The organism is Jatrophihabitans cynanchi, assembly GCF_027247405.1.
GTDB classification, from domain to species: Bacteria; Actinomycetota; Actinomycetes; order Mycobacteriales; family Jatrophihabitantaceae; genus Jatrophihabitans_B; species Jatrophihabitans_B cynanchi.
In genome coordinates, this window is record NZ_CP097463.1 from 3,357,489 (window position 1) to 3,381,316 (window position 23,828).

Here is a 23,828-nt window from a genome sequence, read left to right on the forward strand (position 1 = left end):
CGTGGACCTGTCGACGATCATCAAGGCCTACGACGTGCGTGGGACCGTGCCCGATCAGCTCGACGAGGCGGTGGCGCGCGCGGTCGGTGCGGCGTTCGTCGACGTCACCGGCGCGGAGCGCATCGTCACCGCGCACGACATGCGCGAGTCCGGGCCGGGGCTGGCCCGCGCGTTCGCCGAGGGGGCGCTGCACCGCGGCGCGTCCGTGGTGGAGGCCGGGCTCGGCTCCACCGACATGCTCTACTTCGCCTCCGGCCACCTCGGCCTGGCCGGTGCCATGTTCACCGCCAGCCACAACCCGGCGCGCTACAACGGCATCAAGATGTGCCGCCCGAACGCGGTCGCGATCGGGCAGGACAGCGGCCTCGTCGACATCCGTGACCGTGCCCAGCACTACCTGGACGACGGCCTGCCCGCCGCGTCCAGCCCCGCCGGCACCGTCGAGCAGGTCGACCTGCTCACCCCCTATGCCGAGTACCTGCGCGCCCTGGTCGACCTGTCCGGCATCCGGCCGCTGAAGGTGGTCGTCGACGCCGGCAACGGCATGGGCGGCTACACCGTCCCGGCCGTCCTCGGCGACAGCGTGCTGCCCGCCCTGCCCCTGTCGATCGTCCCGCTGTACTTCGAACTGGACGGCTCGTTCCCCAACCACGAGGCGAACCCGCTGGTGCCGGAGAACATCGTCGACCTGCAGCGCAAGGTGGTCGAGGAGGGCGCGGACCTCGGGCTGGCCTTCGACGGCGACGCCGACCGCTGCTTCGTCGTCGACGCCGACGGCGCGGCCGTCTCGCCGAGCGCGATCACCGCCCTGGTCGCCGAGCGCGAGCTCGCCAAGTCCCCGGGCGCGAGCGTGATCCACAACCTGATCACCTCGCACGCCGTGCCCGAGGTGATCGCCGAGAACGGCGGCGTGCCGGTGCGCACCCGGGTCGGTCACTCGTTCATCAAGGGCGAGATGAAGGCGCGCAACGCGGTGTTCGGCGGCGAGCACTCGGCGCACTACTACTTCCGCGACTTCTGGTTCGCCGACACCGGCATGCTGGCCGCCATGCACGTGCTGGCCGCGCTCGGTGGCCAGGCCGGATCGCTCGCCGAACTGACCGCGCGCTACAACCGCTACGTCGCGTCCGGCGAGATCAACTCGACGGTCCAGGACCAGGCCGGCCGGGTCGAGGCCATCCGGGCCGCGTTCGCCGACCGGGCCGAGGGCATCGACGAGCTCGACGGGCTGACCGTGACGATGCCGGACGGCGGCTGGTTCAACGTGCGCGCGTCCAACACCGAGCCGCTGCTGCGGCTGAACGTGGAGGCCGGCGACGAGGCGGCCATGGCGGCACTGCGCGACGACGCGCTCGCGGTCATCAGGGGCTGAAGGGCAGACGATGAGCATCGATCCGGAGCTGCTGACCCTGCTGGCCTGCCCGAGCGAGGACCACGCCCCGCTGCGCGAGGACGGTGACAGCCTGGTGTGCACGTTCTGCCGGTCCCGGTTCCCGATCGACGACGGGATCCCGGTGCTGCTGATCGACGAGGCCACGCCCGGCCCGAACGGCCTCGGCGTCGCGGCCGGGTGACCGGACCGCCGTGAGCTTCGACGAGGCCCTGCTCGACGACGAGGACGCCCTGCTGCGCCGCGACGGCCAGGGGCTGCTGTGGGCGCTGGCCACCGCGGGCGCCCAGGTGCGCCGCGCGATCGAGTCCGCCGAGGAGTTCGGGCTGGACCGGCTGCGCGGCGAGCTGCCGCGGGCGCTGCTGATCGCGACCGACGCACCGCCGTCGGTGACCGTGCGGGTGGTGACCAGGCTCAGCTGCGAGCAGGCCCCGGCACTGGCGTGGCACGGCGTGCAGCTGCCCAGGTGGGCCGGGCCCGCGGACGCGCTGCTGATCGGCGCGGTCGACGGGCGGCATCCGCGCCTGGTGGCGCTGGCCGAGCAGGGCGCGCGGCGCGGGCTGGCGATGGCGGTCGTCGCGCCGCAGGACTCGCAGGTGGCAGCCGCGGCCGGCCGCGCCCCGGTGCACCACCTCGCGACGGACCTGAACGTGCGGGCGTTCCGGTGGGCCGTGCTCACCCCGCTGCTGCAGGCCCTGGACGCGCTCGGCGTGCACGCGGTGCCGCCTGCGCTGCTGCACGAGGTCGCCGACGCGCTGGACCAGACCGCCGAGGTGTGCCGCCCCGGCAGCGACCTGTTCACCAACCCGGCCAAGGCGCTCGCCGCCGAGTTCGCCGACACCCAGCCGCTGATCGCCGGCGCGGGCGCGCTGGCCGGCGTCGCCGCGCGCGCGATCGCCGACTCGCTGCAGCTGTGCGCCGGCGTCCCCGCGGTGGCGGTGAGCCTGCCCGACGGCATGGCGCGCGCCGGCGCGGTGCTGCGCGGCGCCGGGCCGTCCCCCATCGGTACCGGCGACGACTTCTTCCGGGACCGCACCGATGACGTGGTCCGCGAGCGCGGCCGGCTGCTGGTCGTCGGCGACGACGGCACCGCCGACGACCCGGAACTCGGGCCGCGATCGGGTGCCCAGATCCAGCTGGACGAGGTGGCCGCCCGGCGGGCCGCGGCCGCGCTGCACGCGCTGGCAGCCGAGCTCGGGCTGCGCTCATCCAGTGTCGACGTCCCCCAAGGCGCGCCGCTGGCCCGCTTCGCCGCCGCTGCCGCGTTCGGTGACTTCACCGCCGGCTACCTCGCCCTCGGCCTGGGGCTCGACCCCGGCGCCGCCACCCCCGGGGAGCTGCCGCATTGACCGGCCACCTGGTCCCGCCCTCCCCGCCCTCCCCGCCCTCCCCGTTCCTCCCGTTGAGTGGCGGGTTATCCGTTGAGTGGCGGCCTATAGCCCGCCACTCAAGCCGAAAGCCGCCACTCAACGGGGTCGGGCGGTGAGCGCGTCGGGGGGCACCAAGGCGGTGGTCGCAGCCCTGGGGGCGAACCTGGGGATCGCGGTGGGCAAGTTCGTCGCGTTCGCGATCACCGGGTCGTCCTCGATGCTCGCCGAGGGCGTGCACTCCGTCGTCGACTCGGGCAACCAGGGCCTGCTGCTGATCGGCGCCCGCTCGGCCAAGCGCAGGGCCACCCCCGAGCACCCGTTCGGGTACGGACGCGACCGCTACGTGTACGGCTTCCTGGTCGCGCTCATGCTCTTCTCCGGCGGCGGCCTGTTCGCGCTGTACGAGGGCGTGCAGAAGATCCGGCACCCGCACCACCTGGACTCGCCGCTGGTCGCGATCATCGTGCTCGTCCTCGCGATCGGGCTGGAGTCCTTCTCGCTGCGCACCGCGGTGCACGAGTCGCGTCCGCTCAAGGGCGACGAGAGCTGGTTCGCCTTCATCCGGCACGCCAAGGTCCCCGAGTTGCCGGTCGTGCTGCTGGAGGACGTCGCGGCGCTGACCGGGCTGGTGTTCGCGCTGGCCGGGGTCGGCATCTCGACGGCGGCCGGCGAACCCGTCTGGGACGGCATCGGCACCTGCGCGATCGGCGCGCTGCTCATCACCGTGGCGATCGTGCTCGTGATCGAGACCAAGAGCCTGCTGCTCGGCGAATCCGCGGCCCCCGCGCAGGTCACCGCGATCGAGGCCGCGCTGGTCGGTGACGGCGTCGAGCGGGTGATCCACCTGCGCACGATGCACCTTGGCCCGGAGGAGTTGCTGGTGGCGGCGAAGCTCGCGATGCCGGCGGGCGCAGCCCTCGCCCAGGTCGCCACCGCGATCGACACCGCCGAGGCCCGGGTGCGCGCCGCCGTACCGTCCGCCCGGGTCATCTACCTCGAGCCCGACCTGGACCGCTCGCTGTTACCGGAAGGAGCCGAATGATGATCGCCTGGGGTATCGCGGCGGCCCGGTCCGCAGCCGGGGCGGTGCTGCTCGCCAAGCCCGAACTGGCCCGCACCCACACCGGCGCGGAGCGGATGCTCACCCGGCTGGTCGGCGTGCGCGACCTGGCGCTCGGCCTCGGCACCGCCGCGGCGCTGACCCGAGGCGACGGCCGGCTCTGGCTGGCCGCCGGGCTCGCCAGCGACGCATCGGACGTCGCGGTGAGCCTGCGCTCGGCACCGGACGTGGGCCGGACGGAGGCCACGCTGGGCGCGCTGCTGGCCGTCCCGTTCATCGCGGCCGCGATCGCCGCCGAGCTCGCCCGCAGGCGGCGGTGACGTGCCGGACGTCTTCGCCGTCGACGGCACGATCCGCGACTACGCCTGGGGATCGAGCACCGCGATCCAGCAGCTGCTCGGGCTCCCGGTCGACGGCCGGCCCGCTGCCGAGCTCTGGTTCGGCGCGCACCCCGGCGCCCCGTCGGCCGCGCTCGGAACCACCCTGGACGAACTGATCGCGGCCGACCCCGCCGGCCTGCTCGGCGAACCGGTCGTCGCCGCGTTCGGGCCACGGCTGCCGTTCCTGCTCAAGGTGCTCGCGGCCGACACGCCGCTGTCGATCCAGGTGCACCCGACGCGCGCCCAGGCCGAGGCCGGGTTCGCCGCCGAGGACGCGCGCGGGATCGCGATCGACGCACCCGCGCGCAACTACCGCGACCGCAATCACAAGCCCGAACTGCTGTGCGCGCTCAGCGAGTTCGACGCGCTGTGCGGCTTCCGGCCGGTTGCCGGCACGCTGCGGCTGCTGGACGCCCTGGAGTTGGACGGGCTCGAACCGGTGCGCGCGCGGCTGGCTGGGGCGGACGGGTTGCGCGCGGCGTTCAGCTACCTGCTGACCCTGGACGATCCGGCGCCGCTGTCGCGCGCGGTCGCCGCACGCGTTGCCGCACTCGCCGATCCCGGGTGGGCCGGCGTCCGGGCCGCGGTTGCCGCGGCCGCGGCGCAGTTCCCCGGTGATGTCGGCGTCGTGCTCGCGCTGCTGCTCAACCACGTCCGGCTGCAACCCGGCGAGGCGATCTACCTGGGCGCCGGCACCGTGCACGCCTACCTGCACGGCGTCGGGATCGAGATCATGGCCAACAGCGACAACGTGCTGCGTTGCGGGCTGACCACCAAGCATGTCGACGTCGGCGAACTGCTCGCGATCACCGACTTCGCCGAGCTGCCCGAGCCGCGCTGGCCGAGCTCCGGGACGGCGGGCTTCGGCGTCGGCTTCGACGTACCGGTTCCCGACTTTCAACTGCACTCGGCCGATCTGGACGCGTACCGCAAGCCCGGCCGGGCCCAGGGAGCGTGCGCGACCGGTGATGCGGGCAAGCCGTACCTGGTGCTGTGCGCCTCGGGGGGCGTCCGCGTCCGGGCCGGGCGGTCCTCGGTCGGCCTGACGCCGGGCCGGGCGGCGTTCGTGCCCGCGCGTGATCCGGTCTTCACCCTGGAAGGCACGGGCCAGACCTTCCTCGCGTCGGTCGGGCTGCCGCAGCGCCGCTGAGGATCGCGGCCCGTCCTCAGCCGGGCGGTGTCACGCTGTCACCGTGGCCGACGCGAGCAGTGCGACGCGCCTGTCGGCGCTGCGGGCCGGCACGGGTCGTGCCGAGGCGGCCGTCTTCGCGGTGGCGCTGCTGGTCCGCCTCGCAGTGCGCCTCAGCAGCGGCGGGCTGACCGCGCTGTCCACGTACGACCCCGGCGTCTACTACGCGGCCGGCGACGCGCTCACCTTCGGCCGCCTGCCCTACCGCGACTTCGTGTTCTTGCACCCGCCGGCCGTCATCGTGGTCCTGGCCCCGTTCGACTGGTTCGGCCGGCTGACCAGCGATCTGGCCGGCTTCGTCGCGGCCAACCTCGCGTTCGCCCTGCTGGGTGCGCTCAACGCCGTGCTGGTCGTGCGCCTCGCCCGCCACCTCGGCCTCGGCACGCGCGCGGCCGTGGCCGGGGGCCTGACCTACGCGTTGTGGTTCGGCTCGGTCGGCGCGGAGTACGGCGTGCGGCTCGAGCCGCTGGGCAACCTGTTCGCGCTGCTCGGGCTGTTGGCGTTCGCGCGCGCCCGGGCGACGGGTGCGCGGCGCCCGGCGTTGTGGTGCGGCGCGGCATTCGGCGCCGCCTCGGCGGTGAAGATCTGGTGGGTGGTGCCGCTGGTCGTCATGCTCGGCTGGCTACTGGCCGGCCGACGCAGCAGGCAGGTCGGCGCCTTCCTCGCCGGCGCGGCGGCGGCGCTCGTCGTGATCTGCGTGCCGTTCTTCCTGGCCGCGCCGCGCCAGATGTTCGACATGGTGATCACCGAGCAACTGGGTCGCAATATCACCGGCGCCCCCCTGGTCCGGCTGGCCGAGCTCAGCACGCTCCGGCCGGCGATCAGCCATCCGTCGCAGGCGCTGACGGTGGTGTGGCTCGTCGGCGTGGCGGCGGTGCTCGTGGTGGTGTGCCGGTTCGCGCTGCGGGAAGCTGCCGCCCGTCCGTTCCTGGTCCTGGCCGGGGCGCAGCTGCTCGTGCTGCTCGCGGCACCGGGCTGGTTCGGCTTCTACGCCGACTACCTCGCGCCGGCCCTCGCGATCACGATCGCCGCCGCCGTCGCCGGGTACCGGCACGGTGGCGCGCAACCGGCCGCGTCCCGCCGCCGGCTGCTCCCGGTTCTGCTGGCGCCCCTCGTGATCGTGGCGCTGACCACGGGGGCGGCGCTCGTGCAGGCCACCCGCGCGGATCAGCATGCGTTCCCGGGGCAGCGGCTGGCGCGCGCGCTGGGCGGGCGGGGTTGCGTCATGTCCGATGCGCCGGGCGCGCTGATCGGGCTGCGCGTGCTCAGCCGCGACCTGGGCTACGGCTGCGCCAACTGGATCGACGTCAGCGGGCGCACCTACGGCGCGGACCGGGCCGGGCGCAACGTCCCACGCCGGGCGAACGCGCGCTGGCAGCGGGACCTGCTGGCCTACCTCCGCTCGGGGCAGGCGATCATCCTGGTGCGCGCACACGCCACCGGCGTGGCCCCCGGCACGATGCGGGCGATCCGCGCCGGGGGTGTGCTCGCCCGCGACGGCGGGTACGTCATCTGGCGCGTGCGGCGCTGAGGGCGAGTCGAGCGTCGCCCGGCAAAGTTGACACGACCGTGGTAGGTTCGCCGGCGATGGCGTCGATGACCATGCAGCAAGCGGCGGCCGCCACCGGGTGGTCCCCACGGATGCTGCGCTACCTGGAGCAGGCCGGCCTGGTCGCCGCGCTGCGCACCCCGGGCGGCCACCGGCACTACGGGCCCCGTCAGATCGAGCGGCTGCAACGGCTGCGCGAGCTGATCGACGGCCACGAACTGGGCATCAGCGACATCGCGTTCGAACTGCGCATGCGCACCGACGCGCGGCTCGCTCGGGCCGTCGATGAGTGGTTCGGCCCGCTGCACCGCAGCGCGGCACCACCGGGAGCCGGTCTGTACCGCCGGCTCGCCACCCCGGAAACCTCGGTACCACCCTCACTCCAAGGAGAGCACGTGAGCATCACTCTGACCCCCGACTCGGCAGGCAGCGTCTCGGACTTCAAGGTCGCCGACCTGTCGCTTGCCGCGTTCGGCCGCAAGGAGATCGAGCTGGCCGAGCACGAGATGCCCGGCCTGATGGCGCTGCGCCGCGAGTTCGGTCCGGCCCAGCCACTGAAGGGCAAGAAGATCGCCGGCTCGCTGCACATGACGGTGCAGACCGCCGTCCTGATCGAGACGCTCACCGCGCTCGGTGCCGACGTGCGCTGGGTCAGCTGCAACATCTTCTCCACGCAGGACCACGCGGCGGCCGCGGCTGTCGTCGGCCCGCACGGGACGATCGAGAACCCGCAGGGCGTGTCGGTCTACGCGTGGAAGGGCGAGACGCTGCCGGAGTACTGGTGGTGCACCGAGCAGATGCTGACCTGGCCGGACGGCAGCGGCCCGGACTCCATCGTCGACGACGGTGGTGACGCCACGCTGCTGATCCACATGGGCACCGAGTTCGAGGCGGCCGGCGCCGTCCCGTCCACCGACGAGAACGACTCCGAGGAGTACGGCGTCATCCTCGACCTGCTGCGCCGCTCCGTCGCCGAACAGCCCGGCAAGTACACCCGGATGGGCCAGGGCATCATCGGCGTCACCGAGGAGACCACGACCGGCGTGCACCGGCTCTACGAGTTCGAGAAGAACAACACGCTGCTGTTCCCGGCGATCAACGTCAACGACTCGGTCACCAAGAGCAAGTTCGACAACAAGTACGGGTGCCGCCACTCGCTGATCGACGGCATCAACCGCGGCACCGACGTGATGATCGCGGGCAAGCTCGCGGTCGTCTGCGGGTACGGCGACGTCGGCAAGGGCTGCGTCGAGTCGCTGCGCGGTCAGGGCGCCCGCGTCGTCGTCACCGAGATCGACCCGATCTGCGCGCTGCAGGCGGCGATGGACGGGCTCGAGGTCGTCACCCTCGAAGACGTGGTCGGCAAGGGCGACATCTTCGTCACCACCACGGGCAACAAGGACATCATCATGGCCGAGCACATGGCCGCGATGAAGCATCAGGCGATCGTCGGCAACATCGGCCACTTCGACAACGAGATCGACATGGCCGGGTTGGCGAAGGTTCCCGGCATCACCAAGACCGAGGTCAAGCCGCAGGTGCACGAGTGGCGGTTCCCGGACGGCAAGAAGATCATCGTGCTCAGCGAGGGGCGGCTGCTCAACCTGGGCAACGCGACCGGCCACCCGAGCTTCGTGATGAGCGCGTCGTTCTCCAACCAGACGATCGCGCAGATCGAGATCCACAAGAACCCGCAGGCCTACATCGTCGACGGCAAGCCGACCGTCACCACGCTGCCGAAGCACCTGGACGAGAAGGTCGCCCGGCTGCACCTGGACGCCGTCGGCGCGAAGCTGACGACACTGTCCAAGGAGCAGGCCGAGTACATCGGCGTCGACGTCGCCGGCCCGTACAAGTCCGACCACTACCGTTACTAACCGCGCGAGCTGGCGTTCGCCGACCACCCCGAAGAACGGGGTGGATCGGCCAACGCCAGCCGCAAGCTCGCTGGCGCTCGCGAGGCGCGCGGCTCTTCGCGCTGGGGGTACCTCCCGCTTGCGGGGGAGCTCATCGCGTGGTGGGTCACCCGCCGTCGCCCATCGCGTCGCGGGGTGGTCAGGCTTTCGCGGTGAAGGCGGGCAGGTAGCCGCCGGACTGGCCGGCCGCGGTCGGGTGGTAGCTCTGCACCAGGTCGGTCCAGTCGACCGAGTGCAGCCACGAGCCGCTGTCGCAGATCTCGTGCCCGTTGCCGAACGCGGCGCGCACGTCGGCGAACGCGAAGCCGTGCCGGGTCGCGGCCGCGGAGATCACGCCGTCGAGCACGTCCGCCGCTTCGTTGATCTTGTTGCGGTCGGTCGAGCTGAGCCCAACGCAGTACCACTTGTCGTGGTAGAAGCGCGGGTAGTCCAGCACCACGACGCGGGCGTTCGGGGCGTGCGCGCGGATCGCGTTGTAGGTGGTGTCCAGCCAGCCGGGCAGTGACGTGCGCGCCGTGTTCTCCGCCGCGTTGAGTTCGTTGACGCAGGTCGTCGTGCTGTACAGGACGCAGTCCTGCATCACCGTGGCGAAGCCGAGATCGTTCCCGCCGACCGAGATGCTCACCAGGGTCGTCGTGCCGCTCAACGCGGACACCTGACTGGCCGTCACGTCCGTTGTCTTCGCGCCCGAGCAGGCGACCGACACGTAGGAGGCGGGCGCATGCGCGTTGGCCCACAGTTGCGAGTACGCCTTCGTGCTGCGCAGGCAACTGCCGCTGGCCGAGATGTAGCTGCCGGCGCCCACGCCCGAGGAGTACGAGTCACCGAGCGCGACGTACCTGACGGTGGCGGCCGCGGCCGGTGCCGCGAACGCGATCAGCGCAGCCGCGGGTGCGGCGAGAAGGGCGATCGAGCGGACGATCCGGGATCTGCGCACGAGGTGCCTCCGATGAGTGAGGGGACCGATATGCGGACAGGACTACCAGTTGTCGCCTATGGCGCGCGTAATGCCGTGATCATGGAATCGGCTCGGATCGTCCGGCCGATTCCGGTCGGCCCGGTTTGGGGCCGCCGCGCTGGTGGTCATCGAGCGGGCGGCGGCGGGGTGACCGGGTGGTTCGGGCGAGCGGCCGCCGGGGAGTCGCTCGGACTCAGTCGCCGGGCCGTCACCGGCGAACCCGGCTAGACCCGGCTCTGCGGCAGCGGCTTGTTCGATATGTGAAGGCGCGGTTGGATTCGGGCAAATCATCGCTGATTTCAGCCGAAATGCGTGACACCGTCCGACCGTTGTTCTAATATGGATGGATGGCAGTCGACGCGACACTCGAGGCGTTCGCACTGCTCGAGGACCTCAACCGCGCCCTGGACAAACTCACCAGCACCGACCTGTCCACCCTGACCGGCGAGCAACTGCTGCGCTTCACCAGCGCCTGGGAACGGCACAAACGCCGCGGCACCGTGCTCGATCACGCCAGCGTCGCCGAACTGGATTCGCGGCACACCGCCGGCGAGAAGGGACTGCGCAGCACCGCCGCACTACTGGGTGAACTGTTGCGCCTGGACCCGGGGCAGGCCCGCCGGCGGGTACGTGACGCCGGCGACTTCGTCCCCCGGCACGGCCTGTCCGGCGAACTGCTGCCGCCGCTACGGCCGGACACCGCCCGGGCCCTGGCCGACGGGGACATCGGGATCGAGCACGCCCGCTCCGTCGGCGACCTGTTCGACGCCCTGCCCGCCCAAACCCTCCAGGCCGAACGGGCCATCGAAGCCGCCGCCCTGGACGCGGCCGCGGTGTGCGCACCGCACCGGCTGCGGCAATGGTGCGTCCAGGCCGCCGCCCACCTTGACCCCGACGGCAGCAAACCGTGCGAGGAGGCCAAACGCCGCGACCGCGGCCTGAGCCTGATCGACCAGCCTGACGGCTGGGCCAAGCTCAGCGGCCGGCTCACCCCCCACGCTGCCGCCGCACTGCGCGCCGTCCTCGGACCCCTGGCCGCACCCGCACCCACCACCGGCAGCGACGGCGAGAGCATCCGGGACGAACGCACCCCCGCCCAACGCCGCCACGACGCACTCGCCGAGGCCTGCACCCGGCTCCTACGCACCGGCACCCTGCCCGACACCGGCGGCGCCGCCACCACCATCTTGGTCACCATCGACTACCGCGACCTCCTGCACCGCTACTGGCAACACACCCGAAGCGGCAGGGGCACCGGCACTGCAGACTACGGCGACGGACTCGGGACCGACGGATGCGGTGCCGACAGGTTCGGCTTCGGCGGCGCGAACGGATTCGCAGGCGCCAGCGACGGGCACGCGGTCACCTCCTACGGCACCCTCATCCCCGTGGACGAACTGCTGCGCCGCGCCGGCGACGCGCACCTCATCCCCGTCGTCCTCAACGACACCGGCGGCGTTATGGCCTACGGCCGCGACCGACGCCTGGCCAGCCCCGGACAACGCCGCGCCCTCGCCGCCCGCGACGGCGGTGTGTGCGCCCCGGCTGCACCATCCCCGCCGACTGGTGCGAAGTCCACCACCTGATCCCCTGGCAACACGGCGGACGAACTGACCTCGACGAGCTTGCCCTCGTCTGCCCACACGATCACGACGAACTCGACCGTGGCGCCACCCTCACCATGATCAACGGCACACCGCACTGGACCGAACCGCCCCACCTCGACCCGCAACAAACACCCCGGCGCAACACCGCCCACCACATCCCCCGCATCCTCACCCACCTCACCGAAGCCGCCGCCGCCGCTCCGGATCCATAGCGAACTGAGTTCGGCAGCAAGGTGAGATTTCGGGCATCGGCGCGTGTTGTTCCCGGACGAGCGGTTCGCGGACCTGTTCTCGTCGGGTCGGGGACGGCCCAGCGTCCCCTGCCGATGCCCAGCCGATCAGCGGGACGCTGCTGAGTCAGCGCATGCCAGGCCGGATCAGGCCGGTTTCGTAGGCGGCGATGACGGCTTGCGCGCGGTCGCTGAGGGAGAGTTTCGCCAGAATGTGCGCGACGTGGGTCTTGGCGGTGGTCTCGGCCACGACGAGCTCGGCGGCGATGTCGGCGTTGGAGCGGCCGCGGCCGATGAGGGTGAGCACTTCGACCTCGCGTGGGGTTAGTGCCGCGAGCTCAGGTGGCGTCGTCGTTGCCGGGGAGGGCCTGGTGCAGAACTCCTCGATGAGGCGCCGGGTGATCGTTGGCGCGAGCAGCGTCTCACCGCGGGCGACGGTACGGATGGCGTCGGTGAGCTGGTGGCGCCGGACGTCTTTGAGTAGGAACCCGCTGGCACCGGCCTTCATCGCCTCGTAGACGTACTCGTTGCGGTCGAACGTGGTTAGCACCAGCACGCGTGGCGGGTTCGGTGCCCTCACGATCTGCCGGGTCGCCTCGATGCCGTCCAGCCCCGGCATCCGGATGTCGACAAGAGCCACGTCCGGGCGGAGTTCACGGATCGCCGCGACAGCCTGCGCACCGTCGGCTGCTTCGCCGACGACCGTCATATCGTTCTCGAGATCCAGGATCGTGCGCAGCCCGTCGCGGACGATCGCCTCGTCATCGGCGATCAAAACACTGATGGCCACGGTCATCGCTCGACGACCGGGAGCCGCGCGCAAAGTCTGAATCCACCGGTGGCCGTGACGTCGGTGTTGAGGATGCCACCGAAGACGGTGATGCGTTCGCGCATGCCGGCCAGTCCTCGTCCAGCCGTCGTCGCCGGTGTCGCGGTTCGGCCGGCATCGCAGACCTCGAGTGCGAGCGCGTCGGGTTCATGAACGATCCGGACCGTGCAGACAGGCGGGCGCGCATGCTTGAGCACGTTGGTCAGCGCCTCCTGCAGCACCCGGTAGCCGGTCAGGTCGAGGCTGGGTGGTAGCGGCGCCGGGTTTCCCGTGACTTGCATTGTGATCTGCGCTCCCGCCCGCCGGGTGGCTTCGACCAACTCGTCGAGCTGGGCAAGGCCCGGTTGAGGCGCCAGCATCGGATCGTCACCTTCGTCGAGCAGGCCGAGCAGTCGCCGCATCTCGGTCAGGGTCTGTCGTGCAGTGTGCTCGGTGCTGGCCAGCTGCTCCCGCGCCTGTTCTACACGGTCGTTGTCCAGCAGGGCGGTGGCGCCGGCCAACTGCAGCACGGTAACGCTCAGCCCGTGTCCGACGATGTCGTGCAGTTCGCGGGCGATCCGAGCGCGCTCGGCGCTCGCCGTGACCTCGGCGAGCCGATCACGCTGGGCAGCGAGTTCCACAGTCCGGGCCTGCAACTGATCGGTGTGCTCCGCGCGGCGCCGGAACGCATGCCCTAGCGGCCATGCACCGGCGACGACGGCGTAGAAGACGGCGTTCGACCCGGTCAGCGTGAACACCGGGTCGGTGAGCTCGTGCACGGCGATGCCCAGCAGGGCCAGCGGCGCGGCCACGGTGACCGCGCTGGTGCCGGCGTAGCGGCCGACGGCGTAGAACGCGACGACCGTGGGCAGCAGCGACCCAAGTCCTTCCGGGGCGCCGAAGCTCAGATACTCCACCGCGTCGACGCTGACGACGAACGCCAACACCGCCACGGGCGACCGCTTCCGCCACACGAGCGCGAGCGCGGTGACGACGTACAAGACCGAGACGACCGGTGCGGGACCGACCAGGTGCCCCAGGTTGTACGACGCCGGCGGCCACACGTCGGCCTGCGCGATCAGCGCCAGCACGACGGGAAGCACCCAGTCCGAGCGGGGCCACGAGACCCGCCGCACCGGGACCGCGAGTGTCTGTGCTCCCACGCACTGGACGATACCGATCGGAACCGGCCAGCACGTCCGTCGTCGGGATGACTCGCGTCGTCACCAGGACGACGCGAGGCCGTCGAGATCATCCGCTGGTGACAACCCGGGGTTGACGACCGGACGCTGCCCGGCTTCCTACCGTGCTTGTGTTCCTGACCGGAGGTGTCCCATCGTGAAGCAGGTCAACCGTCCCGCGCGCCCCGTCCGTAGCCTCGCCACGGCCGCACTTGTGTCGGCGTCGTTGTTCCCGCTCATCGTGATCGCGCTCAACCTCGTCCAGCGACGCGACTACAGTCCCAGCCGCCAGGCGATCAGCGAACTGGCGCTTGGAACCGGCGGCAGCTTCATGGTCCTCGCGTTCTGCGGGCTCGGCATCGGCATCTTCCTGCTCGCGCTGATCCTCTTGCGCACCAGCTGCAAAGCCCGCGCCACACCGCTGCTACTCGCCGTCGCCTCCGTGCTCGCCGGTCCCGTCTCCGCCGCGTTCCACACCGACCGCACCGGAGCCAAGACCACGATGCACGGCAACATTCACAACGGCGCCGGCCTCGCCGCGTTCCTGCTGATCCTGGTCGCGATGATCACGGCGGCCTACCGATTCCGGCACCAGCCCAAGTGGCGGTCCCACGCCGCACCCACCACCGCGTTGGCCGCCCTCGGCGTCGTCACGTTCGTCCTCATCCCCCTGCTCGGCGACAGCCACTTCGGACTCGCCCAACGACTGTTCGTCGGCACCTTCGTCGCCTGGATCCTGACCACCGCCGCTCACGCCCGCAACCTCAGCACGGCCGAGCACGCCACGCGCGCGTCATCGCCGGACGGCAAACGGGCGACGAGCCTCCCCGGCAGTTGACGGGCAGGCTCGGCTGCGAGCGACTTTCCGTGCTCAATCTCCGCTCATCGGAATGACACAGAGGGCAACCATGAGCGGATGGTTCTCGAGCCGCGTAGCACGAACCCGGGCCGCTCGATCTGCGCCCATCCATCCCAGCCTGCTGTCGAACTGATCCCCGAGCACAGTCGCGGTGCCGTACCAGCGAAGTCGAACCCCGTGACCGAGCGGCGAGTTCAGAAGCCGATGGCCTCGCGCAGCAGCAGCACCGTGCCGCGCCCGGGCTGGTACTCGGCGTTGAGGATGAGCAGCCGGTTGACCGCGCTGGGCTGCCCGTACGCCTGCTGGGCGCGGACGTTCTCCAACGGCAGCGCGTGCTCCTCGATGCGGCGCAGCGCGGCGTCCAGGTCGGGCACCACCTTCTGCGCCCCGACGACCCAGATCGCGCGCGCCGCGCCGCCGGCGAACCCCGGCAACTGGCTCCCGCTGGCCGAGGCGATCACCAGCGAGCCCGCCTCGGTGACCGCGGCGACGCTGGCCACAGCGACGTCGGGGCTGGCGAGCAGCCGCCGGATCTCGTCCGCCTGCGTGGCGCGATCCATGGCCACCGCGCGCGATCTGATCGCGTCGTACCGCTCGCCGTTGAGGTCCTCCTCGATGCCGGACAGGCGCAGGGTCTCGCTGGCCCCGGTGAATACACTCGCGCCCGCCGGCACCAGTTCCTTGACACGGGCGCGTGCCGCGTCGGCGTCGTCGAGGATTTCGACGGTGAAGCCGTGCGCGGTCAGCGCCGCGGCCGTGCGTTCCAGGCTGTCGGCTGTCGCGGGCTCGGCAAACGTCGTTGTCGGCGTCGGTGTGGTCATGAAGACTCCTTGAAGATCGGTAGCTGAGTTCTCGTCTCATCACTGCGACAAGATGGCCGACCGCACTGTGAGCGCCCGTGCGCCGACTCACATTCGGACGTGCTGTCCTGTCGTAGTGCTGACGGCCGCCGCGAGCGAGGAAGGCAGGCGAGAGGATGAGCACCCGATCCGAGGCAGGTGAGCCGGACCTGGACGCGGTCATGGGTGAGCGGCGCCGGCTGATCAACGTCACCTACCGGCTGCTCGGCTCGCTCGCCGAGGCGGAGGACGCCGTGCAGGAGGCGTATGCCCGCTGGTACGCCCTGACCCCGGAGCAGCAGCAGGAGATCGAGAACCCCGCTGCCTGGCTGACGACCGTCGCGAGCCGCATCTGCCTCAACCTGCTCGGCTCGGCCCGGGCCAGGCGCGAGCGCTACGTCGGCGAGTGGATACCCGAACCAGTGCCCGATCAGAGCGAGTGGACTGGCGCAGCCGTCGACCCGGCCGACCGCGTCACCCTCGACGAGTCGGTCAACATGGCGTTCCTGGTCGTGCTCGAGTCGTTGACACCGGCCGAACGGGTCGCGCTCATCCTGCACGACGTCTTCCGGTACCGCTTCACCGAAGTCGCCGAGATCGTCGGGCGGACGCCGGCCGCTTGCCGGCAACTGGCATCCTCGGCCCGGCGTCGCCTTCGCGCCGCACGGCAACCGGATACGCCGGCCGGCCAGCGTGCCGAGATCGTCCGCAACTTCAAGCAAGCCTGGCAGGCCAAGGACATCGCGGCCCTCATCGGCCTACTGGATCCCGAAGCCGTGGCGACCGCTGACGGCGGCGGGCTGGCCCTGACGTTCCTCGACCCGATCGAGGGCGGCGAGCAGATCGCGCGCGCGTGGATGGAACTGGCTGATCGAGTGTCGAGCGACATGCAACTGCTCGAGCGCACCGTCAACGGCCAGCCCGGCCTGGTAGCGCAGTCGGGCGGCGTCACCGTGACGGTGTTCGCATTCGACGTCGTCGGCGGGCGGATCAAGCACATCTGGGTGATGCGCAACCCCGACAAGCTGCGACCCTGGACGACAGGGTGACGCGAGCCGCGATCACCAACTGCTGCCCGCGGACGGGGTGGCGCCACGATCGGGGATCCGGGCGGCGGCTTCGGCGCGGCGCCGTCGTTCGCCGAGCACCGCAACAAGCAGCCAGGGCGTGGCCGTTCCGGCCGGTGGAGCGGGGGAGATCACCGCTTCGAGTTGGGCGCGCAGGCTCTCGCCGAGCGAGTGTTGCGCGGCCGGGTTCAGCTGCGGGGCGCGCACCAGGAACTGACGCACGGTGAGCGCGAGCTGATCGTCCAGCCGGGACAGGTCGAGCGTCTGAGCCCACGGCTGCAGGTGCGGCGGCACGGCGAAGTGCTGCGGCGCGAGAGTGCGGGCCGGGCCGCCGCGCTCGTTGAGCACGAACGTGCCGGCCATCATGTCGCCGATGCGCTTGTCACCGGAGCTGAAGATCATGGTGAGGAAACCGGCCGCGGTGCCGAACGGGAACACCAGGCCCGGCTTCTCCAGCACCAGACCGGCCAGGCCGCGGACCAGCGCCTGCCGGAATCCGATCGGGCCGCCGTCGTCGCGCACCACGCGCAGCCCGAGGCACAGCTTGCCGAGCGTGCGACCGCGAGTGAGCCACTCCATCACGATCGGATAGCCCGCGACGACAAGGACCAGCTCGGTGAGGATGACGGCCGTGAGGGCCGCCGAGTCGCCGCCGCCGAAGAGCCGTGCGGTGATCAGCAGCGCGATCACCGCGGCAACGATCTGCACGAGCGCGTCGATCGCCGACGCCGCGATCCTGGACCCGACGCCGGCGCGCGCGAGATCCAGGCCGACGCCCTCGCCGGACACGATCGCGGGGCTGGGCTGCACGGCTCGACCCTAGACTCTGCTGCACCGTGGACATCGACGCTTTCATCACCGCGCACGCACCCGAGTGGGCGCGGCTGGAGGCCTTGTGCCGGCGGCGCCGGCCGAGCGCGGACGAGGCGGACGAGCTGGTGCTGCTGTACCGCCGGGTAGCCACCCACCTCGCGCTCGTCCAGTCGCGCACGCCGGACCCGGCGCTGGCGGCCAGGCTGTCCGGTCTGCTCGCCCGCGCACGGGCCGCGGCGGTCGGCAGATCGCGCTCGAGCGGGTGGGCCGCGCTCGGTCGCGGTGTCACCGTCACCTTCCCGGCTGCGCTGTACCGCACCTGGCGCTGGTGGGTCGGCATGGGCGCGGCGAACATCGCGATCGCGGCGGCGATGATGCTCTGGCTGCGCGAGCATCCCGAGCGGTTGAACCGGCTGCTGTCCTCCGACGCCGTACGCCAACTCGTCGACCGCGACTTTCGCGACTACTACTCCGAGCACCCGGCGCGTGCGTTCGCCGCGCACGTCTGGACGAACAACGCGCTGGTGTCGGCGGTCGCGCTGTTCCTCGGCGTGACGCTGGTCGGCACCCTGTACACGATGTGGCAGAACACGCTCAACCTCGGCGTGGTAGGCGGCGCGATGCTCGGTGCCGGCAAGGCGCACGTGTTCTTCGGGCTGATCCTGCCGCACGGGATGCTCGAGCTGACCGCGGTGTTCATCGCCGGCGGCGTCGGGCTGCGCACCGGCTGGGCGTGGGTCGCGCCCGGCCCGCTGCCCCGCTCGCGTGCGCTCGCCGAGGCCGGCCGGCTGGCCGGCGTGGTCGCGCTCGGACTGGCCGGCGTGCTGCTGGTGTCCGGCGTGATCGAAGCGTTCGTCACGCCGTCCGGATTGCCGACCGCGGCGCGGATCGCGATCGGCACCGCGGCCGAACTCGCCTTCCTCAGCTATGTGTTCGTGCTGGGACGGCGTGCGGCGCGCGCCGGTGAGCCGGACCTGCCCGCTGAGGCGCGCGCCGACGAACTACCCGTGTCGTGAGGTGAATTGTCGGCCTCGCGGTTCGCTCCGCAAGCGTCGCTCAGTGCTGCTGTTCGCTCCGCAAGCGTCGCTCAGTGCTGCTGTTCGCTCCGCAAGCGTCGCTCAGTCGATGATGAACGCCTTCTTGTACGGCGCCCGCACCCAGCCCTCGTGGTCCCAGTGGATGCCGCACGAGGTCATGCTGGCCAGGTCGTAGTGCCCGGCCTTGACGTACCGGTTGTAGCGGCGGAACCCGAACTTGATCGTGGCCCTGCCTTTGCCCGGGAGCGTGACCGACGCCCCGTAGGTCTTGGACATCGTGGACGAGGACTGGATCGTCACGCCGGCCGCCGCCTCCGCCTCCGCCTTCGCCTGTGCGCCTCGCCGACGTCGAAGTGCAGCCTGGCCGTGTAGTTCTTGTGGTTGACCAACTGCACCGCGTCCACCTGGTTGATGGTGTAGCTGTGGCTGGTCACCTTGTGATCGCACAGTAGTGGCTCAAGATCGCAAAAGGGAAGCATCGGACGGGGCGTGGACTACAGCCGGCCGGCCGCCTTGAGATCGAGATACGCGTCGCACACGTGCGAGGCGAACAGGTCGGCAGGCGCGTCGATCACGTGCGCGCCGAACCGGCGCAGCCGCTCGATCACGGCCCGCCGCGCCGCGAGGGTCAGTTCGGCCGCGGCCGCCGCGTACACGTCGGCGGCCCCGCCCCGTCCGGCGGCGAGCGCGCCGAGCGACGGATCGGACACCGACGCGACGACGAGTTCGTGCCGGGCCGCGACCGCGCGCGCCGCCGGCACCAGCCCGGTGTCGGCGGCGGTGTCCAGGGAGCCGAACAGCACGACCAGCGACCGCTTGGCCGCCTGGCGGAGCACCTCGCCGGCCAGCAGTTGCGGATCGGTCTCGACGAGTGCCGGCTCCAGCGGCATCACGGCGTTGACCACGCGCGCCAGCGCATCGCGTCCGCCGGTCGCGCCGACCCGCGCACGAACGGTGACGTCCGCCGCCACCAGCGCCACCCGATCGCCGGCGCGCCCGGCGACGGCTGTGAGCAGCAGACAGGCGTCCAGCGCGGCGTCGAGCCGGGGTTCGTCGCCGACGCGGGCGGCCGAGGCACGACCGGTGTCGACCGCCAGCACGATGTGCCGGTCACGCTCGGGACGCCAGGTTCGCACGACGACGTCGCGGGAGCGGGCCGTCGCCCGCCAGTCGATCGAGCGGACGTCGTCGCCGATCACGTACGAGCGCAACGAGTCGAACTCCGAGCCCTGGCCGCGCTGGCGCACCAGTACGGCACCGTCGAGCTGCCGCAGCCGGGACAGCTTCTCCGGCAGGAACCGGCGGGACGCGAACGACGGCAGCACCCGGACCGAGCCGGGCACCGATCGGCGCCGCTGCCGGGCGGCCAGGGCCAGCGGGCCGAAGCTGCGCACGGTCACGACGGCCGCGGCCCGCTCGCCGCGGCGGGTCGGGCGCAGCGTGCCAACCACCCGGTCGCGCGCACCGGGCCGCACCCGTAGCGGCTGCAGCCGCGGCGTCATCCCGGCTGACGGCAGCCACGCGTCGCGCACCATCGCGCGCAGCGTCCGGCTCCCGCTGTTCGTCACGGTCAGCACCGCCGGGACGCGCTCACCGAGCCGCACCGCCGGCGTCGGCTCCCGCACCAGGTGCAGGTCGGCGATCCGCGCGGCCAGCGCAGCGTCGGCCAGCGCGAGCAGCACCAGCGCCGCGCCGTACCCGATCGCCAGCGCCGCCGACGCCCACGCGATCACCAGCCCGAGCGCTGCGAGCGCCACCAACCGTCCGGTGATGAGCATGCGTCAGCGCGGCGCGGGAACCGAGGCGAGCACCGACTCCAGGACCGCCTCCACGCTGACCCCCTCCAGCTCGGCCTCCGCGCGCAGCCCGATGCGATGGCGGAACGTCGGGCGGGCGAGCGCCTGCACGTCGTCCGGCGTCACGAAGTCGCGACCGCTGAGGAAGGCCCAGGCGCGTGCGGTTGCCAGCAGCGCGGTCGCGCCGCGGGGCGAGACGCCCAGCGAGACGGCCGGGGCGGCGCGGGTGGCGCGGGCGAGCTCGACGATGTAGCCGAGGATCGCCGGGTCGACGCGCACGGCGCGCACCGCGGCGGTGGCGGTGGCCAGATCGGCCGCGGAGGCGACCGGACGAAGGCCGGCACCGGCGAGGTCCTGCGGGTCGAACCCGCCGGCGTGCGCCGCGAGCACCCGCACCTCGGTGTCGCGGTCCGGCAGCGGCATCGTGATCTTGACCAGGAACCGGTCCAGCTGTGCCTCGGGCAGCGGATAGGTGCCCTCGTACTCGACCGGGTTCTGGGTGGCGATCACGCAGAACGGGTCGGGCAGCGGCCGCGGGTGGCCCTCGACGGTGACCTGCCGCTCCTGCATGGCTTCCAGCAGTGCGGACTGGGTCTTCGGCGGCGTCCGGTTGATCTCGTCGGCGAGCAACAAGTTGGTGAACACCGGCCCCTCGCGGAACTCGAACCGGCCACTGGACGTGTCGTAGATCAGCGAACCGGTGACGTCGCCCGGCATCAGGTCGGCGGTGAACTGGATCCGCGCCGTGTGCAGGTCGCAGACCATTGCGAGGGCACGCACGAGCAGCGTCTTGGCGACCCCGGGGACGCCCTCGATCAGTACGTGGCCGCGGCACAGCAGCCCGACCAGCAGGCCGCTGACCGCGGCGTCCTGGCCGACGACCGCCTTGCCGATCTCGGTGCGCAGCCGCTGCAGCGCGGTTCGCGGGTCGCTGCTCGGTTCGCTCACGGTGCGGTTCCCTTCGGTGGCGGGACGGGGACGCCGGGCACAGCCGGCAGGTCGTCGACGCCGTCGGTGTCGTCACGGTCGTGAAGGTCATGAAGATCATCAAGCGCGAGCGCCAAGTCCACCAGGTCGGGGTCGGACTCGGGCGCCGGGCCGGCGAGCAGCGTGCGGACCGCGGTCCCGGGGCGGCCGGTGCGCGCCGCGACCGCGTGCGCGAGGGTCGGCAGCGGGGTACCGCGCGGCAGCCCCAACCGCACCCCCAGGCGATGCACGGCGCCGGCGCGCAGGGCCGCGGCGGCCTGTTCCCGGGCCCGGGCCCGCTGGTAGAGCCGCCCGTGCCCCTCGACCAGCTCGGCCGCGCGCACGACGACCGGCAGCGGCTCGCTGACCACCGGACCGAACCGGCGCGCGCGACAGAGCACCAGGAGCACCCCCAGGGCCGTCAGCCAGAGGAACGCGCGGCGGGCCCCGTCGGGGAAAAGCGCCCACGCGGTCGGCGCGGCCGAGCCGGTTGCCTCGGTGCCCGGCAGCAACCAGGTCAGCTCGCGGACGGTGAGGTCGTCGGTCAGCACGTTGACGTCCAGCGCCGCCACCCCCTCGCGCGCCACCGTGTCGTTGCGCAGCAGGCGGGACGAGCCGAGCACCGCCCAGCCGTCACCGCGCAGCGCCGCGCCGGCGAAGCAGCGCTGCCCGGCGCCGCCCGGATAGCCGAGCGTTCCCGGTGGCAGGTCGACGGTGCCGGCCGCGGTGGCGCCGACCCAGTCGCAACCGGGCGCGGTGCGTCCGGCCAGCAGCATCGGCGGGCCGGCCGTGACGCCCAATGCGGACAGCGACCGCTCGCTGCCACCGAGCAGAACGAGCTCTGCTCGGTGGGACAGGGCGCGCAGCTGCGCCCGCGTGTAGCTGTCCGGATCGGTCACCACGACGCGCCCGCCGGCCCCGGCGAGCTGCGTGCTGGTGTGCACGCGCACCCCGTGCGCGCGCAGCACCGTGGCCAGCGCCTTGCTTCCGTCGGGCGCCGACGAGGCCGGGTCGAGCGCACGGTCCGAGGTGCCGGTCAGCGCCGTGACGGCGAGCGCCGCGAGCACCAGCGCCACCGCGATCGCCACCCAGAACCGGGCCCGCCGCCAGGCGGGCACGAGCAGGGCATCGCTGTCCGCCGCCGGTGTGCGCGCGAGCGTGCTCATCGCGGTACCGCGAAGCCGGTGGCCGCCGCCGGGTCGATCAGCCGGGCGGTGGCGACGGCGTCGGCGGCCCGGCGCGCGGCCCGCACGTCCGCGTCGCTCGCGTGCCGACCGCCGAACCACACCTCGTCGAACGCGCGGGTCGCCACGAGCAGGTCGTCGGCGGCCGCAGGCAGCAGTGGGCCGGCCTCGCGCGCGGTGGCGGCGCCGGTACGTCCGGGGCGCGGCGCGAGCACACCGCGGTCCTCGATCGTCTGCACCGCGGCCCGCAGCCACTCGCGAAGCGCGCCGTTGCGGTCGCCGCGACCGGCCAGTTCGGCGGCCAGTCGCCGGTGATCGGTGGCGGCCAGCGGCCGCAGCAGGTCCGTCGCGCCGAGGCCGGCACGTGCCCTGGCGCGCCGCGGCAGCCCGGCGCGCACGGTTGCGAAGATCACCAAGGCCGCGGCCACCACCAGCAGTACCAGCAGGACGTTGCCGGTCGCGCTGCCGCTGAACAGCGCATCGAGCCGGTCCAGCACCCAGTTCCAGCCCCGGTCGAGGAAGCTCGGATCGCTGCGGTGGTACTCGGCCTTGCGCAGCTCTTCGCTCACCGCGTGCTGCGCATCCGGGCCGAACACCGGCCCGGCCGAGGCAAGCGGCGCGAACATCAGAACGCGGTCCGCGGCGCGGGCGGGACGACCGGCGCAACGCGCGCCGCCGCCTGCTGCAGCGCGATGTCCAGGCCTTCCTTGCGCATCCGCAGGTCGACGTACAACAGCGAGTCGATCCCGGCCCGCACCGGCGCGGTGAAGGTCGCCGACACCGCCGACCCGATCGCGGTGAGCACGACGAACACCACCGGCACGTGGCTGGATCCGGTGCTCGCGGAGAAGACGTCGCTGTCGACCACGATGCCGACGATCTCGAACGGCGCCAGGATGAAGCCGCCGACGAACATGACCATCAGCGCGCCGAGCGCCCGGATTCCCCACACCCGCCAGAACGTCCCGCTGACGAGCGCGCGGGAGCGGCCGAGCGCGCCGCGCACCGTGGTGTTCTCGACCATCAACGCCGGAACCGACACCGCCCAGATGCCCCACAACCAGATCCCCGGCGCGATGCACAGCAGCAGCCCCAGGAACTGCAACAGCGTGGTGAGCACGGCGAGGGCGATCAGCCGCCAGATCCGGCCGCGGGTGCGCTCCCACACCTGGCCGATGGTGAGCGAGATGCCGAGCACGTCCTGCGTCACCGCGATCGTGAGCATGCCGGTCAGGATCGCCCCGAGCAGCGTGCTGACCACGATCCCCGCCAGCTGCACGCTCTCGACGCCGAGCAGCGGGCCGAGCGGGGTCTGCGCGGTCGGGTCCGTCGCGTTCGCCACCTTGATGTCGCCGAGCCGGGCGAACGCGAGCACCTCGAAGATCGCCACGAAGAGCACCTGCACGACCGCGATCGCCGCCGACAGCCCGAGCGTCACCTTCGGGTTCCGGCGGATGACCCTGAAGCTGCCGTCCAGGATGTCACCGAGCCCGAGGGGACGCAGCGGGACGCAGCCGGGACGGGGCGCCTGCGGCAGGCCCGGCATCATCATCGCGGCGCATCCCCTTCGGACCGGGTGTTCGGCGCACCATCTTGACATCCCGGGCGCCGGGTTGCCGGTGTCCGTGC

General features: G+C 72.2%; 25 protein-coding genes and 1 pseudogene. 14 read left to right on the forward strand and 12 right to left on the reverse strand.

The features are described 5' to 3' along the window. Window position 1 precedes the first annotated feature (1 nt). From M6B22_RS16340 to ahcY, 9 genes and pseudogenes are all read left to right on the forward strand, one after another. Window positions 2-1,372 (forward strand): phosphomannomutase/phosphoglucomutase, encoded by a 1,371-nt coding sequence (locus M6B22_RS16340; RefSeq protein WP_269442630.1) that lies wholly within the window; start codon window positions 2-4, stop codon window positions 1,370-1,372. A gap of 10 nt (window positions 1,373-1,382) precedes the next feature. Next, entirely contained in the window at window positions 1,383-1,574 is a 192-nt protein-coding gene (locus tag M6B22_RS16345; protein ID WP_269442631.1) for a Trm112 family protein, read from the forward strand. Window positions 1,575-1,584: 10 nt separating this feature from the next. Then, on the forward strand, window positions 1,585-2,739 hold the full coding sequence (locus tag M6B22_RS16350) for an SIS domain-containing protein (RefSeq protein WP_269442632.1): 1,155 nt from the start codon (window positions 1,585-1,587) through the stop codon (window positions 2,737-2,739). A gap of 133 nt (window positions 2,740-2,872) precedes the next feature. Then, window positions 2,873-3,802 (forward strand): cation diffusion facilitator family transporter, encoded by a 930-nt coding sequence (locus tag M6B22_RS16355; protein WP_269442633.1) that lies wholly within the window; start codon window positions 2,873-2,875, stop codon window positions 3,800-3,802. Further along, entirely contained in the window at window positions 3,802-4,140 is a 339-nt protein-coding gene (locus M6B22_RS16360) for a hypothetical protein (protein ID WP_269442634.1), read from the forward strand. The genes M6B22_RS16355 and M6B22_RS16360 overlap by 1 nt, the downstream gene beginning before the upstream one ends. Window position 4,141: 1 nt before the next feature. Next, complete coding sequence (gene manA, locus M6B22_RS16365) at window positions 4,142-5,350, forward strand: mannose-6-phosphate isomerase, class I (RefSeq protein WP_269442635.1); 1,209 nt, start codon at window positions 4,142-4,144, stop codon at window positions 5,348-5,350. 43 nt (window positions 5,351-5,393) lie between these two features. Then, window positions 5,394-6,920 (forward strand): glycosyltransferase family 39 protein, encoded by a 1,527-nt coding sequence (locus M6B22_RS16370; protein ID WP_269442636.1) that lies wholly within the window; start codon window positions 5,394-5,396, stop codon window positions 6,918-6,920. Between the two features lie 110 nt (window positions 6,921-7,030). After that, window positions 7,031-7,117, forward strand: a pseudogene (locus M6B22_RS22015) (MerR family DNA-binding transcriptional regulator); the annotation flags it as partial. Window positions 7,118-7,345: 228 nt separating this feature from the next. After that, the gene (gene ahcY / locus M6B22_RS16375; RefSeq protein ID WP_407935724.1) at window positions 7,346-8,815 is read left to right on the forward strand and encodes an adenosylhomocysteinase; all 1,470 of its coding nucleotides are present in this window, start codon (window positions 7,346-7,348) and stop codon (window positions 8,813-8,815) included. Between the two features lie 178 nt (window positions 8,816-8,993). On the opposite strand, the gene M6B22_RS16380 is transcribed toward ahcY, so the two are convergent. Continuing rightward, window positions 8,994-9,791 (reverse strand): SGNH/GDSL hydrolase family protein, encoded by a 798-nt coding sequence (locus M6B22_RS16380; RefSeq protein ID WP_269442638.1) that lies wholly within the window; start codon window positions 9,789-9,791, stop codon window positions 8,994-8,996. Between the two features lie 368 nt (window positions 9,792-10,159). Here M6B22_RS16380 and M6B22_RS16385 point away from each other — a divergent pair, with 368 nt between their 5' ends. Both M6B22_RS16385 and M6B22_RS22250 read left to right on the forward strand, forming a co-directional pair. Then, on the forward strand, window positions 10,160-11,398 hold the full coding sequence (locus M6B22_RS16385) for a DUF222 domain-containing protein (protein WP_269442639.1): 1,239 nt from the start codon (window positions 10,160-10,162) through the stop codon (window positions 11,396-11,398). After that, the gene (locus M6B22_RS22250) at window positions 11,347-11,631 is read left to right on the forward strand and encodes an HNH endonuclease signature motif containing protein (RefSeq protein ID WP_407935534.1); all 285 of its coding nucleotides are present in this window, start codon (window positions 11,347-11,349) and stop codon (window positions 11,629-11,631) included. Before M6B22_RS16385 ends, M6B22_RS22250 begins: the two co-directional genes overlap by 52 nt. Window positions 11,632-11,776: 145 nt before the next feature. On the opposite strand, the gene M6B22_RS16390 is transcribed toward M6B22_RS22250, so the two are convergent. Together M6B22_RS16390 and M6B22_RS16395 are read right to left on the reverse strand one after the other, a co-directional pair. Next, complete coding sequence (locus M6B22_RS16390) at window positions 11,777-12,439, reverse strand: response regulator (RefSeq protein WP_407935725.1); 663 nt, start codon at window positions 12,437-12,439, stop codon at window positions 11,777-11,779. A gap of 2 nt (window positions 12,440-12,441) precedes the next feature. After that, window positions 12,442-13,620 (reverse strand): sensor histidine kinase, encoded by a 1,179-nt coding sequence (locus M6B22_RS16395; RefSeq protein WP_269442641.1) that lies wholly within the window; start codon window positions 13,618-13,620, stop codon window positions 12,442-12,444. A 175-nt stretch (window positions 13,621-13,795) separates the two neighbouring features. On the opposite strand from M6B22_RS16395, the gene M6B22_RS16400 reads away from it, so the two are divergent. After that, window positions 13,796-14,476 carry a DUF998 domain-containing protein gene (locus tag M6B22_RS16400; protein ID WP_269442642.1) on the forward strand — a complete coding sequence of 227 codons (681 nt, stop codon included), beginning with the start codon at window positions 13,796-13,798 and terminating at the stop codon, window positions 14,474-14,476. Between the two features lie 215 nt (window positions 14,477-14,691). On the opposite strand, the gene M6B22_RS16405 is transcribed toward M6B22_RS16400, so the two are convergent. Continuing rightward, window positions 14,692-15,318 (reverse strand): LUD domain-containing protein, encoded by a 627-nt coding sequence (locus M6B22_RS16405; RefSeq protein ID WP_269442643.1) that lies wholly within the window; start codon window positions 15,316-15,318, stop codon window positions 14,692-14,694. A 155-nt stretch (window positions 15,319-15,473) separates the two neighbouring features. Here M6B22_RS16405 and sigJ point away from each other — a divergent pair, with 155 nt between their 5' ends. Further along, on the forward strand, window positions 15,474-16,385 hold the full coding sequence (sigJ, locus tag M6B22_RS16410; RefSeq protein ID WP_269442644.1) for an RNA polymerase sigma factor SigJ: 912 nt from the start codon (window positions 15,474-15,476) through the stop codon (window positions 16,383-16,385). Window positions 16,386-16,397: 12 nt separating this feature from the next. Here sigJ and M6B22_RS16415 read toward each other — a convergent pair whose 3' ends face one another. Further along, entirely contained in the window at window positions 16,398-17,213 is an 816-nt protein-coding gene (locus M6B22_RS16415; protein ID WP_269442645.1) for an RDD family protein, read from the reverse strand. Window positions 17,214-17,239: 26 nt separating this feature from the next. Between M6B22_RS16415 and M6B22_RS16420 the strand changes: the two genes are divergently transcribed. After that, window positions 17,240-18,232 (forward strand): stage II sporulation protein M, encoded by a 993-nt coding sequence (locus M6B22_RS16420; RefSeq protein ID WP_269442646.1) that lies wholly within the window; start codon window positions 17,240-17,242, stop codon window positions 18,230-18,232. Window positions 18,233-18,334: 102 nt separating this feature from the next. Here the strand turns inward: M6B22_RS16420 and M6B22_RS16425 are convergent, their stop codons facing one another. From M6B22_RS16425 to M6B22_RS16455, 7 genes are read right to left on the reverse strand one after another with little or no spacing between them, the layout of a single operon-like run. Next, window positions 18,335-18,553 (reverse strand): hypothetical protein, encoded by a 219-nt coding sequence (locus M6B22_RS16425; RefSeq protein WP_269442647.1) that lies wholly within the window; start codon window positions 18,551-18,553, stop codon window positions 18,335-18,337. Beyond that, window positions 18,550-18,687 (reverse strand): hypothetical protein, encoded by a 138-nt coding sequence (locus tag M6B22_RS16430; protein WP_269442648.1) that lies wholly within the window; start codon window positions 18,685-18,687, stop codon window positions 18,550-18,552. The genes M6B22_RS16425 and M6B22_RS16430 overlap by 4 nt, the downstream gene beginning before the upstream one ends. A 60-nt stretch (window positions 18,688-18,747) precedes the next feature. Next, window positions 18,748-20,031, reverse strand: coding sequence for a DUF58 domain-containing protein (locus tag M6B22_RS16435; RefSeq protein WP_269442649.1), 1,284 nt, complete (start codon window positions 20,029-20,031; stop codon window positions 18,748-18,750). Between the two features lie 3 nt (window positions 20,032-20,034). Beyond that, window positions 20,035-20,997 carry an AAA family ATPase gene (locus M6B22_RS16440; RefSeq protein ID WP_269442650.1) on the reverse strand — a complete coding sequence of 321 codons (963 nt, stop codon included), beginning with the start codon at window positions 20,995-20,997 and terminating at the stop codon, window positions 20,035-20,037. After that, entirely contained in the window at window positions 20,994-22,181 is a 1,188-nt protein-coding gene (locus M6B22_RS16445) for a DUF4350 domain-containing protein (protein WP_269442651.1), read from the reverse strand. The genes M6B22_RS16440 and M6B22_RS16445 overlap by 4 nt, the downstream gene beginning before the upstream one ends. Continuing rightward, the gene (locus M6B22_RS16450; RefSeq protein WP_269442652.1) at window positions 22,178-22,825 is read right to left on the reverse strand and encodes a DUF4129 domain-containing protein; all 648 of its coding nucleotides are present in this window, start codon (window positions 22,823-22,825) and stop codon (window positions 22,178-22,180) included. The genes M6B22_RS16445 and M6B22_RS16450 overlap by 4 nt, the downstream gene beginning before the upstream one ends. Further along, window positions 22,825-23,751, reverse strand: coding sequence for a hypothetical protein (locus tag M6B22_RS16455; protein WP_269442653.1), 927 nt, complete (start codon window positions 23,749-23,751; stop codon window positions 22,825-22,827). The genes M6B22_RS16450 and M6B22_RS16455 overlap by 1 nt, the downstream gene beginning before the upstream one ends. Window positions 23,752-23,828: the final 77 nt, after the last annotated feature.